We start from the raw sequence: 19,764 nt of genomic DNA on the forward strand, positions 1-19,764 counted from the left end.
TTCACGATGCCACCCGGTCAGCTCCACCAACCCGGTCAGCTCCACCATTTCATTCAGGATCCGGCTCTTACCGGCCCGAAAAGCGGCCCGATACGGGAGTGCTTTGTTCTTCGTCACAGCCTGCCGCTACGTCATTGTCAGCTTCATAGAAACGGGCGTGACCCTTATCCGACCCCTGAGTCGCACACCACACCGAAGCGGAGAACCTCATCTGAGACAACGAATACGACTACGCGGAGGTTTCCTATGAGTCAACTCGATCGATTGATTAGATGTGGTCGGGAGCTTATTCTGGGCATTGGCACCGACCACCACTGCAACCCCGGGAGCTATGCGGCCCTTTAGTTCAGAAGAATTGCTGGCATCTGAATTGAAAAGCCACAACCTCAGTCTTGTCTGTGCCCCTGACCTAGGAGGAAAACATGGACGCCGACATCAACTTCTACTTCGATCCGGTCTGCCCCTTCTCTTGGATGACGAGCAAGTGGGTGAGGCAGGTGCAGAAGCAGCGCGATTACACCGTGGACTGGCGGTTCATCTCTTTGCGCTTGATCAATGCCCAGGTCGGCTACGACGCGCACTTCCCTCCGGAGTATGAAGCGGGCCACACCACCGGGCTCCGGCTCTTGCGGGTAGCTGCCCGGGCGCGAGCGGAGCACGGGCGCGAGGTGATCGCGCCGTTATACGCCGCCTTCGGGGCCCACATCTTCGACACTGCCCCGAACCCAGACGACCAGCGGACCGAGGGTGAGGTGCGTGAGCTTTGCGGGACGCGTGAGTTCGCGGAGCCGATCCTCGCCGAGGCGGGCCTACCACTCGGGCTGGCGGAGGCTCTCGACGACGAGTCATGGGATCTGGAAATTCAGCAGGAGACGGACGAGGCGCTCTCGCTGACGGGAAAAGACGTCGGCACGCCCATCATCCACTTCGAACCACCCGCCGGTTTGGCCTTCTTCGGGCCGGTGATCAGCCGACTGCCACGCGATGACGCGGCGGCCGAGCTGTGGGACCATGTGGTCGGGTTGGCGCGCTTCGCGGGTTTCGCCGAGCTTAAACGCAGTCTGCGCGAGCCGCCACAGTTAGCCGCATTCGGTGTCGATGCCGACACGGACGCAAAGCAGGAGAACTAACACGGTAGCAGCGGCGGCAGAAGAAACGACCCCGCTTAGGGTTCGTCCAACGGTCATCGTATTTGAGTACGTTTAGCGCTCGGCGTTAAACCCGTATTGGCTTGGCTTGGCTCGTCAGACACCCGCGGTTCTTTCACTACCAGGGGGCGCGTGTGCCATCCCAAGACCAGAGGGCTCCCGTGGGGCCGTCGTCAGGCAGGAGCGCGAGACGGACGGCTCCCGTAGCGGCTTCGGCCGGGTCACCGCCGACGGACATACCGGCAATGAGATTGGTGAGGCGCAGACCCGGCGCCAGGGCATTCACCTTGATCTTCTCACCGAGGGCTTGAGCTGTCAGCATTGTGACGCCGTTGACGGCGGTCTTCGAGCTCCGGTAGGCCAAGCCGCCACCCTTCACCCGTTCCCAGTCGAACTGCGGGTTCGGGCTGCTGTTCCAGGTGAGTGATCCGGTCCCGCTGGATACGTTGACGATACGAGGGTGCGCCGATCTCTGCAACGCGGGAAGGAACCCCTGTGTGACGGAAATGAGACCGAAGACGTTGGTCTCGTACGCTGTCCGCAGCTGCTCAAGGGTGGCACCGGTAATGTCTTCGCCGCCAGGATTCACTCCCGCGTTGTTGACCAAGATGTCCAGCTCGCCGATCTGCTGAACGGCCGCGGCGACCGATGACGGATCCGTGACGTCCAGTTGCACGACGCGCGCAGCGAAGCCGAGTTCATTCGCAGCCCGCTGTCCCTTGTCGAGGTCGCGTGCACCGATCCATACGGTCACGCCGTGATCGACTAACTGTCGCGCCGTCTCGAATCCGATGCCGCTGTTTCCTCCAGTTACCAGTGCGACCATGCCCGGTCCGGGTGAACGGACCTCTGCAGGAAGACGGTTAGTGTCTGTCATGATATTCCTCTCCAACTCCAACGATGTAGTTGGAACTTTACCAGAGATCCATCTCATCTCCAACTCAAGTGTTGGTAATCTTTGAAGATGGCCTGGGATACGGATGGGACAAAGCGTCGGCTTCGTGATGCCGCACTCGTGGAATTCGCCGCTCGGGGGTTCGAGGGCACGACCGTGGCCTCGATCGCAGCTCGGTCCGGTGTGAATAAGGAAAGGCTCTACAGCTACTTCGGCGACAAGAAGGCTCTCTGGGGACTCGTGCTGGCGACGGAGTTGGAGCGCCTTGCCGTAGCAGTCGAACTCACCGGGGTCGGTTTAGACGACATCGGTGAGTTCGCCGGCGCCACATACGACTACCACGCGGCCCATCCCGAACTGGGCCGCCTGCTGCAGTGGGAGGGGCTACAAGACGGCCCGCCCGCCGACGCCCAGGTGCGTACGACGCACTACCGGGAGAAGGTGGCACGCTTCGCCACCGCTCAGCGTGACGGCCTACTCGATCGCGACATCGATCCTGCACATCTCGTCTTTGCTCTGATCGCCCTGGCCGCCTGGTGGCAGACCGTACCTCAGCTGGCCGAGATGCTCACCGGCGCAGGACCCCACGACCAGCAGGAGCGGTTAGCACGTCGCCGCTTCGTCGTCGAGGCAGCAAGGCGAATCGCGTCTCCATCCCGTCTGTGACGGGCAGAATTGCCCCCTGAACAATCCCCAGCGGACACGGCGTCAGTGCGCTTAGCCATAGCGTGGCGTGGCTCCACGCCGGCCGCGTTGACCGTCCGGCTTTCGAGTGGTCATGGGCCAGAGTAGACGCATGCCGATGAGGAAAAGTGACTTCGAGCTGAGTATGGAAGAGCTGCGAGTTGTAGTCGATACGCAGTGGCGAGCACACAAGCAGTGCTTCCCCTGTTTGAGCAGGCCAAATCGGAAGATTTGCGGCCGCGGTTGACTATCGTGTCGGCCTGGGAGTTTGCGCACGGCGCCAAACGAACGACGTTGCAGCGTGTTACGGCCCGGGATGCGCATCGCGCGGCGAAAGATGTGGCTGGCGCAGCCGGGGAGTATGCGGCCCCGGCTGCTGGCGATGCTGCCGCCGTCGCCGCCCGGATTTAATACGCGGAGACCGACGCCGAGGCCGCGGAACTCCTCGGCGAAAGCGTGCGTCTGCGTCGATCGCCCGAACTGGTGCAGAGTCTTGATGACGAGAGTGTCGCCAGCCTCGAGAGCGTCAAGCACGCGGTCGAAATTCGGTCGTGATGCTTGAGCTCAAGAGATATCGTGGTCGACGTAGAGGTCCTCGCTCCGGACGCCAGCGGTCAAGATGTCGGCCTGTTGCCGATTTGCTGGCCCGGTGTGGACTGGGCTGAACCCGCAGTTCGACTACCGGATGGGTGGGGCTGGGGCGGCATACCGCTCCTCGAAGGTTGCCCTCATTGCTCTCACCGTTGGTTGTGCACAGGCTTTAGCCGCGCACGGATCCTTCAAGGTCAACGCTCTCGCCCCGGGTCTTTGCGCCACGAACCTGAACAGCCCCGCCGCCGAGCCCGGCGGGGATCCCGCCGAGGCCGCAGCGCAAGCTGTGAGCCTATCGCGGCTCTCGGCAGAGGTGCCGACCGGCGGATTCTGCTCCTGGGATGGCACCGTCGCCGCTTGGTGGGGTGTGCAACCGCTCTCGATGCTAAGCAGTTCGCTCGCAGGAGGGTGCCGTCGCTCAGGGTCTGGCCATGTGGGACGCGCCCGTATCCACTTCCTGGGTTTCAACGTTGCCGAAGTCCGTGCAGCAGCCATTATTGACGTTTGTGCCGCTTGCCACCTCGTACATTGTCTCGGGCTGTCCGTTGACTGCGATGCCTGAGGTCGCGCTGCGGCGATATCCGGTCTGGGGTGGCAGAAAGATCCCGTAGACCGCATGCCCAGCGACCGTCGTGGGAAGAGCATTGGCGATAGCGCCAACGTTCGCAGGCCCTTGCACCCCGGCCGGCTCTATCGTCAGATCGTTATGTTGTGGCGACTGGTCAAATATCACCGTGATCCGACAGGACGTTCCTGCGCAAAACGAGTCTTGTCCGGCAGCGTTGGCGTAGCCGCCTGCCGCAAGAACCGACACGCTGGAGGTCGCGTTGTCTGATGCGCGCTGTACCTGGTACAAGGGTCCGCTGTAGCCCTTGTACAGAGCACGGACGGAACTGTAGGCGGCCACACAGGACGTTCCCGCACTCCCATAGATATCGCAAGGCAAAGGAGTCAACGCTTGAGCGGCAATGGTGCCACCAAACAGAGATCCAACGCAGAGAGTGATAGCTCCCAACAGCGAGGCTGCGGCAATTCGCCAAGGTCTTTCTTTCCCTCTGAGTCGCGGTGACGTGAATCGAGTGCTCATCCTGTGCTTCTTTCCCTCAGCAACGTTGCTCGGACCGTGTGGTGACCTGGATAAGAGAGGATGCGCTCGTTAATGCTTTAACGTTAAAGCACTCCATTAAAAAAATAGAGCCCGGCTCTATCGCACCCAAACCAATTCGCTGACTATACCGCTGAAAAATAATTTCCTACATGAGAAAAGACTTTTTTCCGAAATCCTTGGCCGAGATTGACAGTGCTAATTAATTGGCATAGCGTCTGCTACAACGATTCAGCATTTGGTTTAGAAGCAACAAATCGGTGCTTGAACGATTGACCATAATTTAGCGAGTGATTGGCGGTGACGGTGGTGCCTGGTCCCAACAGGGCGCGTTCGGGCGTGACACTTCGCGATATCGCGGAAAAGGTTAATCTGTCAGTTAGCGCCGTTTCGATGGCGTTGCAGGATCATCCGCGAATTGGTACCGACACTCGTCTGCGAGTGAAGGGGATGGCGAAAACCCTCGGATATGTTCCCAATTCAGCAGCCCGGGCGCTGCGGGTGAGAGCTGCCGGTGCGATTGCCGTGATCGTGCCGAACACGGGTCAGCATGTTTTCGGGCACGCCTACTTCATGCACGTCCTGACGGGCGTGACACAGGTTGCCAACGAAAAAGACGCCCAGGTGATCATTTCGACCAACCCGGATGAGTCACACGGTATGGCCGCGTACGAACGAGTAATCCGCTCAGGATCGGTAGACGGAGCGATTGTCACCAGCGCAGCGGTGCAGGACAACAACATCGGAGATCTTCTCTCCAGCGGCATACCGGTCGTACTGGTTGGTCGATTCCCATACTTTCCGGAGGCCGTCAGCGTCGGGGTCGATGATGAAGCGGCCGCTTATGCGGCGACTGAGCACCTGATCCTCGCCCACTCCCGCACAAGCCTTCTGCACCTCAGCGGGCCGCTCGACCACCAGAGCGCCATCGACCGTCGAAACGGTTTTATCGCCGCGGCTGACCGGCACGACGTTATGGCCGAGGTCGTGCTCGGCGACTATAGCGAGGATTCCGGACGAGTTGCCGTCGAAGCAGTACGCACCATCCGCCATACCGTGGACGGCATATTCGCAGCCAACGACGAGATGGCTTTCGGTGCGATGACCCGACTCACAGAACTCGGGCGTGCGGTACCCACCCAGATTTCGATCATCGGATTCGACGATTTCGGCTTGAGCCGGGTCACGTCTCCCTCGATCACCACAATGCACGTGCCCGTTGAAGAAATGGCGCGGCTTGCGACCGAACGTCTGTTCGGACTTATCGCTGGCGACACCGTCACCCCACAGGACGCGCATGCGATCCTCCCGGTGACGCTCGTTGAGCGGCAGTCCTGCGGATGCTGATCGCACAACCAGACAGGGCCGATCTGTCTTCCACCAAGAAATCACGACCCCATAAAGCCCAAAGGAGAGCAATATTATGAGGAAAATACCGGTGCTCGTAGCAGGCGGTCTTGTTGCAGCTATCGCACTAACAGGTTGCAGCAGCGCAACCCCGGCCAGTTCTGGTCCAGTCAAATTGAGTATGTGGACCGGGTTCACCGGCGGTGATCGGCCAGCCTACGAGGCTCTGATCAGCGACTTCAACGCTTCTCACAAAAATATCCAGGTGACGATGGATGTCCAGCCATGGGACACCATTGCTCAAAAGTTACCCGCCGCATGGGCTACGGGCCAGGGGCCGGATTTGGCTACCCCGAATTTCGACCCGAATGTGATCTCGAAGTACCTGGAGACGAACTCCCTCCTGCCTCTTGAGGCGACGGGCAACGGCGCAACTGACATCAACGTCGACAAGCTCGCTCCGTCAGCGATCAAGGCTTTCACCGCTAAGGGCAAGCTCTATGCCGTGCCGGCGAATATCGCGACCCTGCAGCTTTACTACAGCAAGAAGGCCTTCGCGGCCGCCGGTATCGCTGACGCCCCAAAGACGGTGACCGAGTTCCAGGACGATGCCAAGAAGCTGACGGCCGGTGGTAACTACGGGCTGGCTCTTGCCGACCACGAGACGATTCAGATGTGGCCGGTGCTGCAATGGTTGGATGGAGCCGACATCGTCGATACCAAGGGATGCGCGGTAATCGACTCGGCCAAGAGCGTTTCGAGCCTGACCACTTGGGCGAACCTGGTAACAAAAGACAAGGTCGCACCGGTCGGGAAAACGGGTGCCGAAGCCGATTCTTTGTTCAGTGCGGGTAAGGCCGCGATGGAGATCAACGGACCATGGGCTGCGGCCGGATTCAAGTCGGCCGGGGTCGACTTTGGTGTGGCCGCCATACCCGCAGGAGTCAATGGCACTGTGACGCTTGCGTCGACCGTTCCGCTCGCCATCGGTAAATCAACAAAGCACCCGAAAGAGGCGCAGGAATTCCTCGCCTGGTACACCGGTAAAAGCGCGCAGACGAAGTTCGCACTCGCGTCTGGGTTCCCGCCGGTGCGCACTGATCTCGGAGCGGACGCACAACTGAGCGGGAACGCAATTGTCTCGTCCTTCGCGGCAGCACTGCCCACCGCTCGCCTGTACCTCCCGGGAGTTACCGGAGCCACCCAGGTCGACTCCGAAATCTACGTTCCGTTCATCGGGCAGATCACCCGCGGAGAGGACGTTGCCAAAGCAGCGGCCGACGCGGCAAAGAAGATCGATGCGATCACCGGCTGCAGGGGCTAATGACAAGCACTGAAGTTACCCCGGCCGCGCGAGCTTCTCGCCCGCGCGGCCGGGGGGACGGCTTCCGATTACTCGGCATCCGATTGCAGCCAGCGTGGTTCTTCATCGCACCAAGCGTGCTCATCATTCTCATCTTTATCGTCTACCCGATCACGCAATCATTGTGGTACAGCCTGTTCAACTGGCAGATCGGCGCAACGAACCAGGAGTGGGTTGGCTTCGGCAACTACGTCAAACTGTTTCATGACGAACTGTTCTGGAATGCCCTGAGGGTAACTGCGACCTTTGCGGTTGTCTCCGTCGCATCCCAACTCGCTGTCGGGTACCTGCTGGCAACTGCGCTGGCCAGGGACACCTGGATCAACCGGGTCACCCGCTCCATCTTTTTCTTTCCCACGATTGTTGCGCTCACTACGATCGGCTTGGTTTGGAGATTCCTTCTTGATCCCGACATCGGTCTGGTCGGCGGAATCCTTCATACCATCGGTGCGGAGCCGATCGACTTTTTGCAGAGCACCTCGCTTGCACTACCGAGCGTCATCTTCGTCAGTGTTTGGAAGAACCTCGGATTCACGATGGTCCTGCTGCTCGCCGGGCTCAAAGCGGTTCCTGCTTACCTTTATGAAGCGGCGCGAATCGACGGTGCGAATGCCAGGCAGCTGACGTGGCACGTGACAATCCCCACCATCCGGCCAACAATCCTCTTCACAACACTGATCCTGACGATCAACTCGCTTCAGGTCTTCGACCTTGTCTATGTCATGACCGGAGGCGGACCGCTGTTTTCCACGGACACACTCGTGACCCAACTCTTCCGCGAGGGATTCCAGAACTTCCACATCGGCTACGCGTCGGCAATTGCTTGGGTGCTATTCGCTCTGATCATGATCATCGCCGCGTTCCAACTCAGACTCTTTAGGTACAACGATGTCGACTGACCTTCGCGCGATCGGCCGAGTACGATCCCCACGGGGCGGGTCGATTCGGCGTCGTCTTGGCAAAACAACGGTGTGGATGATCATTTCGATCGGGATCGTTATCGCCCTGGTGCCGTTCGTCTGGATGGTGTCGGGATCGTTTCGTTCCGAGGCTGATCTCTTCGGTAATCCCGCGAGCCTGTTCCCGACCTCCTGGACGCTGCACGGCTACACCGCCATCTGGCAGCAGCTGCCATTTCTTCGATTGCTCCTCAACACGTTGATTTTCGCAGGCGGCACGACCGTGTTGCTGCTTCTGTTCGATTCGATGTGCGCCTACGCGCTCGCCCGATTAAAATTTCGCGGATCGAAACTGCTGTTCTGGCTCGTAATCGCGACACTGATGGTACCGATCCAAGTGACCCTTATTCCGGTGTTCATCGAGCTTTTTCACTTCGGCTGGCTCGACACCTACCAGGGACTGATTATCCCCCGCGCGACCAGCGCATTCGGCATCTTTCTTCTACGCCAGTCATTCATCTCCATCCCGCGCGAACTCGATGAGGCCGCTCGCATCGACGGAGCCGGACACCTTCGCATCTATGCGCGAATCATCCTTCCGCTGTCGAAGCCGGCCCTCGCAACGCTCGCGGTGCTCCACTTCATGACGCTATGGAACGACCTCCTCTGGCCGCTTATCGTGACGAGTTCACCAGATATGCGCACCCTGCCTGCCGGGCTCACGCTGTTCGGAGGCCAGCACGTTACCGACCATGCGGTTCTTCTGGCCGGTGCCACGATCTCACTGCTGCCCCTCGCTCTTGCCTTCTTCCTGGCGCAACGGTTCTTCGTTCAGGGTGTCGCAACGACGGGTCTCAAGTGACCGAGCATCCGCTGTTCGCCGAGGGTGCCGTCTCGTGGATTCTCGGGATCGAAGACACCTGCGTCTACCCGCGCGACGGAGTGACCCATGAACTAGACGAGCACGAGTTGACCGGTCACAACGCCAACCGCGATTCTGACCTGTTGCTGGCCCGGGATCTCGGCGCGAAGGGTCTTCGCTACGGCGTGAGCTGGCCGCTCGCTCACCGAGCTCCCGGCGTCTTCGATTGGGCTGAGCTGGATGACGCCATTCCGTTTGCCGCTGAGCAGGCCGGGCTCACCCTCGTCGTCGATCTTGTGCACTACGGGACTCCCGTCTGGCTGGAGCACTCGTTCGCCGATCCTGGTTACCCCGCCGCGATCGAGGAGTTCGCGGCCGCCTTCGCTGACCGGTATCGCCAGTGGGTGAACCACTTCACCCCCCTCAATGAGCCAGTGACGACCGCGTCCTTTTGCGGGCTACGGGGGGTGTGGCCGCCGGCGCTGAGCGGGTGGGGAGGCTGGGTCGCGGTCGCCATACCGATGGTGCTTGGGATGTCTCGCTCGATCTCAGCGATTAGGCAGGCTAATCCTCAGGCTGTGATCATCCACGTCGAGGCCGCAACTCTCGTCGTCAACCTCGACGCTCAGCTCGAAGACCACGCGGCACTGCTCCGTATGGTCGGTTGGCTCGCCACAGACCTGCTTCTCGGTCGGGTGGGTCCAGCCCACCCCGCCCACCATTGGCTGCTGAAACACGGTGCACGGATCGGCGACCTGCATTGGCTTGTCTCGAATCCGTCTTCACCCGACATCATCGGTGTGAATTACTACCCCGACCTGACTCCCCGTCGGCTCGGGGGTGATCACCGAAATGTAACCCAGCTCTCGCACGATCAGTGGACCGCTGGGCTTCGTGAGGTGCTAACCGCATTCGCCGATCGGTACAACCTTCCAATCGCACTCACCGAAACCAGCATCGAGGGCAACGATGAACTCCGATCGCGTTGGCTCGTCGACTCGGTCGTCGAGGTGAAGCAGCTCGTCGAAGAAGGCATCGATATTCGTGGATACACCTGGTGGCCACTGTTCGACTTCGTCGACTGGTCCTGGGCCGCAAACGGCGCGAACGTTGAAGAGTTCATCGTTGCCCAATCCGGGGACGGGGGCACCAGTTTCATCGGCCCGGCGCCCTCGCTCGGCATCCCTGCCGACGGCAAATCGGCGTTCTTGCGCCGCATGGGCCTTGTGCGTCTCGAAGAACAGCCTGACGGCGAGCTCACCCGGGTTGTTACGCCCGCGGCACTCCAGTACGTGCAACTGTCGAAAGGCACAGCATGAGGGACGCGCCAGCCATCGACACCTACTTCGCCGACCCCTTCGTTTTGCAATTGCCCGACGCCAGCTTCATCGCGTACGGCTCGGCAGATCCCGCAGCTCAGGGCATTGCACAGCTGATCGTAGAGGCCTACACGTCAGCGGATCTACTCGAATGGAAATCCGTCGGGCCGGTGCTCGAAAGAGGCGATCCTGCCCTCGGGGACGCCTACTGGGCACCAGAAGTCATTCAGGACGGCGGCGCGTACTGGATGTATTACTCAGTCGGACACGGGATTCGCGGGCATCACCTCCGAGTCGCTAGATCCGAATCGCCCCTGGGACCATTTCACGATCTTGGCCTGAACCTCACACCCAACGAATCCTTCGCGATCGACCCGCATCCATTCCGGGCAGAGGATGGCACTCTGTACCTCTACTTCGCTCGCGATGTGCTCGAGTCCGAACGCCCGGGAACCCATCTCGCGGTCATGCCGATGAGGTCACCCACCGGGCCCTCCGAACCACCCTCCGCTGTGCTCGCCCCGAACGCCGACTGGCAGATTTATGAACGGCAGCGCCCGATGTACAGCGGCGTCTACGACTGGCACACGCTCGAGGGACCATCCGTGGTTTACCGGAGGGGCAAGTACTGGATGACCTATTCCGGTGGCGCCTGGACCGGGCCGGACTACGCGGTGTCATGGGCCAGTGCAGGATCACCCCTCGGCCCATGGACGCCTGCGCCGCTCGCAGACGGTCGGTTGCTGCAATCGACGACCGGAGGACTGATCGGCCCGGGGCACAACTCCCTCACCCGCGATCTCGCCGGTAGGGACATCATCGCCTTCCACTCCTGGGATGAGGGAGTAGCCATGCGGCGCATGCATCTCAACTTCATCTCCTTCGAACCGGATGGGCCCCGGGTCGGCGGCCCGATCCGGGGCCCATCCTCACCGCAAGAACCATGTATCAGTACTTTGTTATCTCGGTGTATCGACTGTTGATCGGTGCGCGTTTCTGTTAATTTCCGTGAATGAAGGAAGTCGATATCGCGGCGGTTCGGGCCGAGCTTGAAGGGTTCGTGGAGGACGTGTTCAAGTCCTTGCCCAGGGCAGAGCAACGCGCCAAGGGGTCCCTGTATTTGCGCGGGTTGATGCTCGATGGGAAACGTAAATCGATGCAGCCCATGGCGGAGCGTCTGGGTGTTGATTTTCTGCAATTGCAGAAGTTCGTGTCGAGTTCGCCGTGGAAGATTGAGCCGGTCCGCCGGGTAATCGCCACCCGCGCCACGCAGACGATCGTAAATATCTGGGGAGTGAAGCAGATTCGGATGAGTCCAAAAACGAGATCCCCGCTCTCTCTTGAGGAATCGCTTCGAATGCAAAAGCAGGTGCTGACCACCGGTTCTTTTGTAGTCCAGATTATGTTGCGAACTTGATTAGCCAACTGGCGATCCGGAGCCGGGATGCACCGGTCCAGTGTGGGTGAGAAAACCCAGTCATGTTTGCGCCGTGACAAGTGACTCGCACAGCAGGCTGCAACCCATATTCGGGCCAGAAAAACGAAAATCCCCCGAAAATCCCACGATGACTCAACGCAGCGCTGGCCCCTTGAAACCGCCCGTCCTTGATCGTGCAGAGGTAGAGCTTTCCTTCCAAGCGGTTTTGTGTTCGGTGATGTCCGTCAAGCAGAGCTGATTCGGGCCGTCTGTGGTGAACTCGTGCCGGACGCGACCGTTCTCATCGGTAACGGTGCAATGGTTGTCATGCACGGCGGGTCACGGCTTCTTGCCGTTGCGCGCTCACTTCTTCCCGAACGCACTGCACCACCAGTTGGCCGACGCGATCCGCCACGCGGTGCGGTCCGCCATCGACTCACCCGCATCGCGAGCCTCATCGGCCAGGGGCCGATACCCAAACTCCGGGTCATCTGGATGCGCGTCGAGTAGCGCGTTCGCCCGATGCGCCTCCACCACCTCGCTATCGGTGACCGGAGACACCGGCCACCGGTGGTGGGGCGGGCGAGAGAGCTTGAGAACCCGGCACGTCACTGTCCCGGGAATCCCCGAGACGGCGAGCTCCCTCACGAGCGGGTAGAACCTTTTCCCGGCAGGTTCGCCTGCGACAGATATGCCGCCGCCCGCCGGGGGCCTCGTTGTCCTGCTCCAGGAGCCTGATCCGCTTTCGAGTTTCACGCAGTTCTGCTCTCTCCGCTCGCGTTTGGCCGGGCCTGGCTCCGTCGTCGACCACATCTCGCTGCAACCACTTCTGCAACGTCATCGGGTGAACGCCGAAGTCTTTCGGGATATGTTCGATCGTCACACCAGATTCACGTTTCCTCGCGACGCGAACGACGTGGTCACGGAACTCACTCGGATAGGGCTTGGGCACGATGCCATCCTTCCAGGCCACCCTCCCAGGCAAGCCAAGTCAGATGACACCTAACCGTGCAACAGGCCCCTGCTCTGTCACTGTCCCTCCAGTGGGATGGTCGAATCGTCCTGCATTCGTCCCGTGTTCATAACCTGCAGCATCACCCGGGAGCTCTTCGATGCCCCCCGAAGTTCTGCGCAGATCGACCCGCGATAGAAAACCAAAACCCGGTCACAGGAAGTCACCAGTTCTTCGAGGTCGGTCGAGTACAACAACACGACACCGCCAGCCTGGGCCGAACCTCGCAGCAACTGGTGGATTTCGGCCCTCGCTCCCACATCAACTCCGCGAGTGGGGTCATCAAGCAGGATTGTGGTGGGCGCGTTGTCCAGCCACTTGGCAAGAACGACCTTCTGCTGGTTCCCGCCCGATAATGACCCGGCGAGGGCGGATGACGACAACGCCTTGATCATTAAGCGTCCCATGTGTTGCTCAGCACGAGCGGCCAATCGGGGCTGGCGCAGCAACCACCCATCGCGAGCCATCGCCATGGACCGAACCTGGACGATGTTCTCCCAGATAGGTTTGTCAAGCATGAGGCCAAGTCTTCGGCGGTCGCCAGAAACGTAGGCGACACCCGCAGAAACATGCCGCCGCTGCCCCCGCGGTGCGGGGACCCCCCCAGGAAGCGTGACTGATCCAGATGTCGGACGCTCGATTCCTGCCAGTACCCGAAGCATCTCGGTTGGCCCCGAGCCGGTGAGTCCCACGAGGCCGACAACCTCGCCGGGATTCGCCGTGAAGGTGACCTCCGACAACCGGTCGCCGAGTCCCACCGCTGTGGCGTGAAGCCCCGATTCTGCGCCGACTGTTAGCTCAGCGACCCCTCTGGTTTCGGTCTCGTACGCCGCGATCTGCTTGTCCCCGATCATTGCTCGCACCAGTGATGGGACCGTGTGGTCGCTGATCTGCTCGCCGCGAATCACAACCTTGCCGTCTCGGAGGACAGTGACCTCGTCGCACACGCTCATCACTTCTTCGAGAAGATGACTGACGAAGACAACAGCGACGTTTCGTTCGCGTAATACTCTGAGAATCCCGAGGAGCCGATCGGTCGCGCGTCCCTCCAGGGCGGATGTCGGCTCGTCGAGCAACAACACTCGCGGTTGCGCAACAAGCGCCTTGGCGATTTCAACGAGCTGCCGATCAGCAAGCGAGAGCTCCATCACCTTTATCGACGGGTCGGCAGTCACGCCCAATTGCTCAAGGATCGGCTTGGCTCGTTCAAGCATCCGCCGACGGTCGACGAACAGGCCCCACCGCGGCTCTCGCATGGGAAATAGATTCGCGAGCACGGAGAGGTGGGGGAAGAGGCTGAGTTCTTGTGCGACCATTGCGACTCCGGTCGCGACGGCGTCCGCAGTCGATTCAAATTTGGTATCGCGCCCATCGAGGCGCAGGGTTCCCGAGTCGGGGCGGGTTGCTCCAGTCATGATCTTGACCAGAGTGGATTTGCCTGCCCCATTCTCGCCGAGCAACGCGTGCACTGAGCCAGGCCGAACGGCAATGCCTGCCCCGTTCAGGGCGACAACGCCGCCGTAGCTCTTTCGGATCTCCTGCGCCTCGAGGGCATACACGTGTGTATTTCCTACTTCAGGTACTTGGTGGAGTTAGCAATCTGGTCGTCGCCGACCGGACCAAGAGCCTTCAGTAGCGCGCCGTCGTTCGCCTGACGCTCGACAATCGCGGCGATATTCGCGGCGTTGACCACAAGTCCTCCGGTGTTCCAGATCCCCTTAGGAATCGCTGTCCCCTTCTCGGCGTGCGCCGCGAGAAGCTTCGTCGCGATGTAGCCCTTGAGCCAATGCTCGGGAGAAACCAGCGCGGTGATATACCCGTTCTGAACCGCTTCCAGCGCGCCCGGTTCGAGGTCCATTCCGCCGGCCAGCAGCTTGACCTTGTTGCGTTGCTGCAGTAATCCGAGTGAAACAGCATCTTGCGCCGCTGGCGAAAGATATGCGAGGGCCGTCGGATGTTGGCGCCAGATTCCGTCCCACGCGCTGTAGTTCTCTTGGCTCGATCCCGAGGTACCGAAGGTGGAGACGGGCCCGACAACTGTGACTCCAGGCCGTTGGGCAGCGAGAGCGGCCTTCATGCCCTCCACGCGGGCTATCAGCGGCGGCACGGCCGGCCCGTTGGTACCAATGACGATTTCGCCCTTGGCGTCGACCGGGATCCCCTTGATGATCTCGTCGACAAGCATCTTGCCGAGGGCAACGTTGTCGTTGGTGATGAAGAGGTCAACTCCTGCGTCGGCTGGCGGGGGCGCGTCGATCGCGATGACCGGTGTTCCACTGCTGGTTATTTGCTGCACAGGGCGAAAGAAGGGGTCAGCGGCAAGCGTTTGGAGCACGATGCCGGCTTTCTGCGTTTGTGCCATCGCTTGGAACAACGGCAGCAGCTTCGACGGGTCGCCCGCATCCGGTGCCGCTGAGGTCAGGTCTATCGCGGGATCGACCGAGGCAACTGCCTGAGCGCCCTTGAGCATCAGCTGGAAGGCGTAGGTGCGAGTCTCCCAGTACGCAATCCCAAGCTTGACCGAGCCCGGTGCCGCATTCTTGGCGGTATCGCCAGCCGGCGCCGACGTCGAGCAGCCGACGAGCATGAGAGCGGACGCAGCGGCCGCCACTAGCGCGATCGTCACCCGACGACCTCGACGCGATAGTGAATTGATGTGACTGTTCATAGTGCTTCTCCTCCTTTGGAGCATTGATGGTGCTGGGGGTTCTGCTTGAGGGATGTGCAGCAGGGGTCACAGTCGGTTGCGGTTGCGCCGACGACGCATAAGGCCATCCAGTGAGACAGCGATGATGATCACCGCGCCCGTTGCGAACTGACTCCACACCGCCGGAATGTTGAAGAACACGAGCGCGACGCTCACCGTGTTCAGGAGAATCGCCCCGATCACCGCTCCGAAGATCGTGGCTGTGCCACCGGTCAGCGGGTTCCCGCCGATCACCGCTCCCGCAACCGCGAACAACTCAAAACCGCCGCCGCTCGTCGGGTCACCGCTGGTGAAGAACGCGAGTCCGAGCATCCCGGCTACGCCCGCTATCCCACCGCACAACAGGAAGCCGAGCGCCTTTGTTCGCCCGACGGGAATACCCGCGAACTGAGCGGCGTCCAAATTGGACCCGATCTGGCGCACGCGGTAGCCGAATGGCGTTGCTCTCAAGACAACCGTAAGGATGACTACCGCGAGAATCAGTACCCAAATCGCCACGGGCAGGCCTAAGAAACTACCGCCGCCGAGGATCACGAAGAAGGAATCGTGGATTGGCATGCCCACGACCTGCTTTCCCTCAGAGACCGCGGAGGCAAGACCTCGAAGTACCCATCCCATCGCGAGAGTGGCGATGAGGGATGGGATACCTATCACCAGCACGATGAAGGCGTTGAAGGCGCCGACGATAACCGACTGAATGATCGCGATTCCCGCCGCTAGCCATGGATTCACCCCGTTGTGAATGAGCAGAGCCGCGGTTATGGAGGCCAGCACATAGTTGCCCGCAACAGAGAGGTCGACCTCGCCCTGGGTGAGCAGGAACGAGATGCCCGCGGCCATCAGTGCAACATAGACGGACTGTTGGACAATGTTGGTCAACTGAGTCGGACCGACAAACGCGGGGTGCAGCACACCAACGACAACAACGAGAGCCCCCAACGCGCAGATCGCGCTGAACCAATCGGCGCCAACGAGCCATCGCAACCGGTTGGTGACGGGGGCAAACCTCGACGATGGCGTCAATTCAGTTTGTTCCAACTTTGTCATTGCTGGCTCCTTCGTTAGCGTGCGCGGGCAGGACCTCGCGCAAGAACTCAATGGCTTCCTCGACAAAGATCCACGGGTCGGGATGCCCGCCGAAAACATGGTCTGCATTGTCCACCGGCCGAAACCTCACGGTTGACCCCGCCCGTTCCAGCGCCGCAGCGAAGGCCTCACTCTGTCCGAAGGGCACAAGACGATCGATGCGTCCGTGTCTAATGAGCATGGGAGGGCTGTCTCGCCGCACGTAGGACGCAGGGTCGGCTGCTCGTACAAGATCGGGGACGTCTTGGATCGGTGCGCCCAGTAGTCGCGATTCGGGGGACTCGGCGTCGTCGTGCTGCATTGCGGAGTTCGCGGGGGCCTGACGGTCCATGGCAGCGAAATCCGTCGGGCCGTACCAGTCGACAACGGCGGCAACTTCTGGCAATTCGTGCCGCGCATCCCCCTGGAACTCTTGTGATCCGAGAACTCCAGCGATTGCCGCGAGATTCCCCCCCGCCGACTCGCCCCACACCGCGATGGAACTCGGGTCGAGTGCGAGTTCCTCCGCTCGAGACCGCATCCAGCGAATTGCTGCCCGAACGTCAATGACCTGAGCCGGCCACAGGGCCTCCGCAGAAAGCCGGTAGTCGATCGACGCCACTACGAAGCCCGCCCGGGCAAGTCGCACGAAGAAGTCCTTTTCACTCAGAAAGCCCGGAAGGAGACGCTTCGAACCCATGGCGAACGCCCCGCCGTGGATCCACACAATCGCGGGGCGGCGTGCCAGTACGCCGACGCTCGGCTCGTCGGGCATGTACAGATCGAGCTCAAGTGGGCGATAGCCAGGCGGGCTCGAGTAGACCACACCGAGTCTCGTGGCGATTCCGTTCATCAGGAGCGAGTCGGGTAGCGGATGCTCGTCGAGCTTGGCCCACGCCTCGTCACTGAGGGGATCCCGTCCTGTTCGCCATTGCACAAGACGATCATCCTTAGTGTCGACAAGATTGTCAACACTTTCACTGACAAAATAGGTAACGATTGATTCCGTATCGACAAGAGCGTGAGCGGGAGACTGAGGATCAAGAATTATGGAACTGGCGCCACCAATCCTGCTGACAGAATTGGCAGCACTATTGTTAACCGGGATCGGCTGGCGGCCGGAGACGAGGAGCGGCTGTGTCCGACGCGATCTTGAGTGATTTGCGCGGCGCGATCCTTCGCGGTGAATATTCGCCCCGGCAGAGACTGGTCGAGGCAGAGCTGGCCGTTGACTATGGGACGAGCAGGTTCATCGCGCGAAAGGCCCTTGTGCAGCTCGCCTCCGAAGGCCTCGTCGAGTTGCAGCCCAACCGCGGTGCGCGAATCCGAGAGATCACGGTAGAAGAGGCCATCTCGCTCACCGAAGCGCGCATGGTTCTTGAGGGGCTCGTCGCCGCTCGCGCCGCCGAGCGCGCCGAGCCCCAAGATGTGGCGCGACTTCGAGCAGTGGCTGCGGAGTTGCAGGATGCTGTCGAACGATTCGAGGTCATCCACTATTCGGATGTGAACGTCACTCTTCATGCAACACTCAGGAGCATCGCGAACCACGAACAAGTCACGCGCATTCTCGAACAACTCAACGCTCAAGTCGTCCGGCACCAATTCGTACTCGCCTTGGTTCCCGGGCGCCCCGCGGTCGCATTGCGCGAACACCTTGAAATAATCGAGGCAGTGTGCGCCCACGATCCTGAAGCGGCTGAAGCGGCCATGCGATCGCACATGAGGAGCGTGATCTCCACCCTCGAGACATTCCGGGACGGAGGGATCGCCTCCACGTCCGGAATCCGGGAGCTCGCGCGCAAGGTCAAGCCGCGATCATCAAGGAATTCTCCGCGGGTGACTCCGAAGGTGTCCCTCGTTTTTGGCAACGACTCTCCCAGCCAGGTTCTTGACATCTATCTGCCAGAGAACAAACCAGGTCCGTTCCCGTTGATCGTGAGCATTCACGGGGGTGCATTCATGATGGGAGATCGGACGTGGGAACTCGAATCCGTCACCGATCTGCTCGATGCCGGATTCGCCGTCGCATCCGTTGACTATCGCCTTTCCTCCGAAGCGCCCTTTCCTGCTGCGATAAACGATGTCAAACATGCAACGGCGTTCCTTCGAAAGAACGCCGCCGACTGGAACCTTGATCCGACCTTCATCGCGGCCTGGGGCCGATCTGCCGGCGGATACCTAGCAGCAATGCTCGGCGTCACGAGCGGGCAAACTACTGAATTCGACGAGCCAGGAGACGACTCGAGTGTCTCAGCCGTCATCGACTGGTACGGCCCATCTGATTTCCTCGTCATGGACGACCAGTTTGCGGCAGAACCGCCGAGCGGGGATGGTCCCCTGGCGCAGGCGCACAACCCAGCCAACTCGCCCGAATCTCGTTTTCTCGGAGCTTCGATCCAGGATGTACCCGAAGTCGCTGCGCGTGCGAATCCAATCACATACCTAGAAGGAACACCGGACTTACCGGCATTCTTCCTCGCGAGCGGGACAAATGACCGTCTCGTCCCGTACCGACAGACGATGATCCTCGCCGATGCGCTGCGCGCGAAAGGTGCCGAGGTCGTAGTGCGGATTCTGAAGGGTGCGAGCCACGCTGATCACCAGTTCGAGACACTCCTCGCCGGTCCGGTGATTGAGTGGCTCAAGAGCCTCCGCGCGAGCAGCTAGTCGCAACCGTTTAGGGCAAAATCACGAGGCCTCGTACCTTGACGAGAGCATCAGCTTGCTGAAGTCCAAGCCACAGTAGGGGCGTGATTGTAATGCACCAAGCGAGGGATCCAGCGTTGAAGATGCCACCGTACGCCGCAAGCACGCGGCTGAAGTTAGCTGCGGGCTGCAGTGACGCGATGAAGCCATTAGCACCGAGCGCCGTCGCGCCAAGGTTGGCAAACCACCAGGGTCGGTTCTCCCTGACCGACTGCCAAATCGGCCACGCGCCGCCTATCTCAGCGGCGGCAGCTGAGACGAAAGGGACGGCAATTCGAAGGATGATCATCCAGCGATTGTCGTAGGCCACACGGTGGGACCGGTGGGCTGGCGTCAGCGAGGGTGATGCCGAATCGATCTGCGCGAGCTGCGCGCCACACCGCGCGAGCGGCATCATCATTGAGCGCACCGATCAGAACCCCAAGCACGATGTGTGGCCATCCAAAGGCGGTCGCCAAACCCAGGGTGTTTCACTGTTGACCAATGTTGGGACTCGTCATCGTAGGGCTGTGCAAACGCAACGCCTCTCCAAACTGACAGACCTGACGAACCGGACATCGCGTCCGTCGACCTCGGAATCACAGTCACCTCTCGTTATATGACCGGTCACGCTTCGCCGAGGACAGACGGTTCCGCTCCGCAAG

At 60.7% G+C, this 19,764-nt stretch carries 18 protein-coding genes and 2 pseudogenes; 11 read left to right on the forward strand and 9 right to left on the reverse strand.

Annotated features, from left to right (window positions below; genetic code table 11):
• The first annotated feature begins 422 nt into the window (after positions 1–422).
• On the forward strand, positions 423–1,130 hold the full coding sequence (locus RCH11_RS16675; protein ID WP_327058150.1) for a mycothiol-dependent nitroreductase Rv2466c family protein: 708 nt from the start codon (positions 423–425) through the stop codon (positions 1,128–1,130).
• A gap of 136 nt (positions 1,131–1,266) precedes the next feature.
• Here the strand turns inward: RCH11_RS16675 and RCH11_RS16680 are convergent, their stop codons facing one another.
• The gene (locus RCH11_RS16680; protein ID WP_327058151.1) at positions 1,267–2,025 is read right to left on the reverse strand and encodes an SDR family NAD(P)-dependent oxidoreductase; all 759 of its coding nucleotides are present in this window, start codon (positions 2,023–2,025) and stop codon (positions 1,267–1,269) included.
• Between the two features lie 87 nt (positions 2,026–2,112).
• Here RCH11_RS16680 and RCH11_RS16685 point away from each other — a divergent pair, with 87 nt between their 5' ends.
• Both RCH11_RS16685 and RCH11_RS16690 read left to right on the forward strand, forming a co-directional pair.
• Entirely contained in the window at positions 2,113–2,709 is a 597-nt protein-coding gene (locus tag RCH11_RS16685; RefSeq protein ID WP_327058152.1) for a TetR family transcriptional regulator, read from the forward strand.
• Between the two features lie 195 nt (positions 2,710–2,904).
• Entirely contained in the window at positions 2,905–3,138 is a 234-nt protein-coding gene (locus RCH11_RS16690; protein ID WP_327058153.1) for a putative immunity protein, read from the forward strand.
• A gap of 48 nt (positions 3,139–3,186) precedes the next feature.
• Here the strand turns inward: RCH11_RS16690 and RCH11_RS16695 are convergent.
• Positions 3,187–3,261: pseudogene (locus RCH11_RS16695) on the reverse strand (hypothetical protein); the annotation flags it as partial.
• A gap of 475 nt (positions 3,262–3,736) precedes the next feature.
• Complete coding sequence (locus tag RCH11_RS16700) at positions 3,737–4,405, reverse strand: arabinofuranosidase catalytic domain-containing protein (RefSeq protein ID WP_327058154.1); 669 nt, start codon at positions 4,403–4,405, stop codon at positions 3,737–3,739.
• Positions 4,406–4,762: 357 nt separating this feature from the next.
• Between RCH11_RS16700 and RCH11_RS16705 the strand changes: the two genes are divergently transcribed.
• From RCH11_RS16705 to RCH11_RS16735, 7 genes and pseudogenes are all read left to right on the forward strand, one after another.
• Positions 4,763–5,770: a LacI family DNA-binding transcriptional regulator gene (locus RCH11_RS16705; RefSeq protein ID WP_327058155.1), complete on the forward strand. Its 1,008-nt coding sequence runs from the start codon at positions 4,763–4,765 to the stop codon at positions 5,768–5,770.
• Positions 5,771–5,951: 181 nt separating this feature from the next.
• The gene (locus RCH11_RS16710) at positions 5,952–7,094 is read left to right on the forward strand and encodes an extracellular solute-binding protein (protein WP_327058195.1); all 1,143 of its coding nucleotides are present in this window, start codon (positions 5,952–5,954) and stop codon (positions 7,092–7,094) included.
• A complete protein-coding gene (locus tag RCH11_RS16715) occupies positions 7,094–8,032 on the forward strand; it encodes a carbohydrate ABC transporter permease (protein WP_327058156.1) in 939 nt (312 codons plus the stop codon). The genes RCH11_RS16710 and RCH11_RS16715 overlap by 1 nt, the downstream gene beginning before the upstream one ends.
• Before the next feature lie 76 nt (positions 8,033–8,108).
• Positions 8,109–8,894 carry a carbohydrate ABC transporter permease gene (locus RCH11_RS16720; protein WP_327058157.1) on the forward strand — a complete coding sequence of 262 codons (786 nt, stop codon included), beginning with the start codon at positions 8,109–8,111 and terminating at the stop codon, positions 8,892–8,894.
• Positions 8,891–10,213 (forward strand): family 1 glycosylhydrolase, encoded by a 1,323-nt coding sequence (locus tag RCH11_RS16725; protein WP_327058158.1) that lies wholly within the window; start codon positions 8,891–8,893, stop codon positions 10,211–10,213. The genes RCH11_RS16720 and RCH11_RS16725 overlap by 4 nt, the downstream gene beginning before the upstream one ends.
• On the forward strand, positions 10,210–11,196 hold the full coding sequence (locus RCH11_RS16730) for a glycoside hydrolase family 43 protein (protein ID WP_327058159.1): 987 nt from the start codon (positions 10,210–10,212) through the stop codon (positions 11,194–11,196). Before RCH11_RS16725 ends, RCH11_RS16730 begins: the two co-directional genes overlap by 4 nt.
• Positions 11,197–11,225: 29 nt before the next feature.
• Positions 11,226–11,492, forward strand: a pseudogene (locus tag RCH11_RS16735) (transposase); the annotation flags it as partial.
• A 501-nt stretch (positions 11,493–11,993) separates the two neighbouring features.
• Here the strand turns inward: RCH11_RS16735 and RCH11_RS16740 are convergent.
• The 5 genes from RCH11_RS16740 to RCH11_RS16760 form a co-directional block, all read right to left on the reverse strand.
• Positions 11,994–12,278 carry a hypothetical protein gene (locus RCH11_RS16740; protein ID WP_327058161.1) on the reverse strand — a complete coding sequence of 95 codons (285 nt, stop codon included), beginning with the start codon at positions 12,276–12,278 and terminating at the stop codon, positions 11,994–11,996.
• 381 nt (positions 12,279–12,659) lie between these two features.
• The gene (locus tag RCH11_RS16745) at positions 12,660–14,201 is read right to left on the reverse strand and encodes a sugar ABC transporter ATP-binding protein (protein WP_327058162.1); all 1,542 of its coding nucleotides are present in this window, start codon (positions 14,199–14,201) and stop codon (positions 12,660–12,662) included.
• Positions 14,202–14,212: 11 nt separating this feature from the next.
• Positions 14,213–15,310 (reverse strand): sugar ABC transporter substrate-binding protein, encoded by a 1,098-nt coding sequence (locus RCH11_RS16750; protein ID WP_327058163.1) that lies wholly within the window; start codon positions 15,308–15,310, stop codon positions 14,213–14,215.
• A 66-nt stretch (positions 15,311–15,376) separates the two neighbouring features.
• On the reverse strand, positions 15,377–16,396 hold the full coding sequence (locus RCH11_RS16755; RefSeq protein ID WP_327058164.1) for an ABC transporter permease: 1,020 nt from the start codon (positions 16,394–16,396) through the stop codon (positions 15,377–15,379).
• Positions 16,374–17,351, reverse strand: a complete 978-nt coding sequence (locus tag RCH11_RS16760) for an alpha/beta hydrolase (protein ID WP_327058165.1) — start codon at positions 17,349–17,351, stop codon at positions 16,374–16,376. The genes RCH11_RS16755 and RCH11_RS16760 overlap by 23 nt, the downstream gene beginning before the upstream one ends.
• 200 nt (positions 17,352–17,551) lie before the next feature.
• Between RCH11_RS16760 and RCH11_RS16765 the strand changes: the two genes are divergently transcribed.
• Complete coding sequence (locus tag RCH11_RS16765) at positions 17,552–19,081, forward strand: alpha/beta hydrolase fold domain-containing protein (RefSeq protein ID WP_327058166.1); 1,530 nt, start codon at positions 17,552–17,554, stop codon at positions 19,079–19,081.
• Between the two features lie 10 nt (positions 19,082–19,091).
• On the opposite strand, the gene RCH11_RS16770 is transcribed toward RCH11_RS16765, so the two are convergent.
• Positions 19,092–19,409 (reverse strand): YnfA family protein, encoded by a 318-nt coding sequence (locus RCH11_RS16770; protein WP_442789063.1) that lies wholly within the window; start codon positions 19,407–19,409, stop codon positions 19,092–19,094.
• Positions 19,410–19,764: the final 355 nt, after the last annotated feature.

This window comes from Glaciihabitans sp. GrIS 2.15 (assembly GCF_035984695.1).
In the GTDB taxonomy this organism is placed as follows: Bacteria; Actinomycetota; Actinomycetes; order Actinomycetales; family Microbacteriaceae; genus Lacisediminihabitans.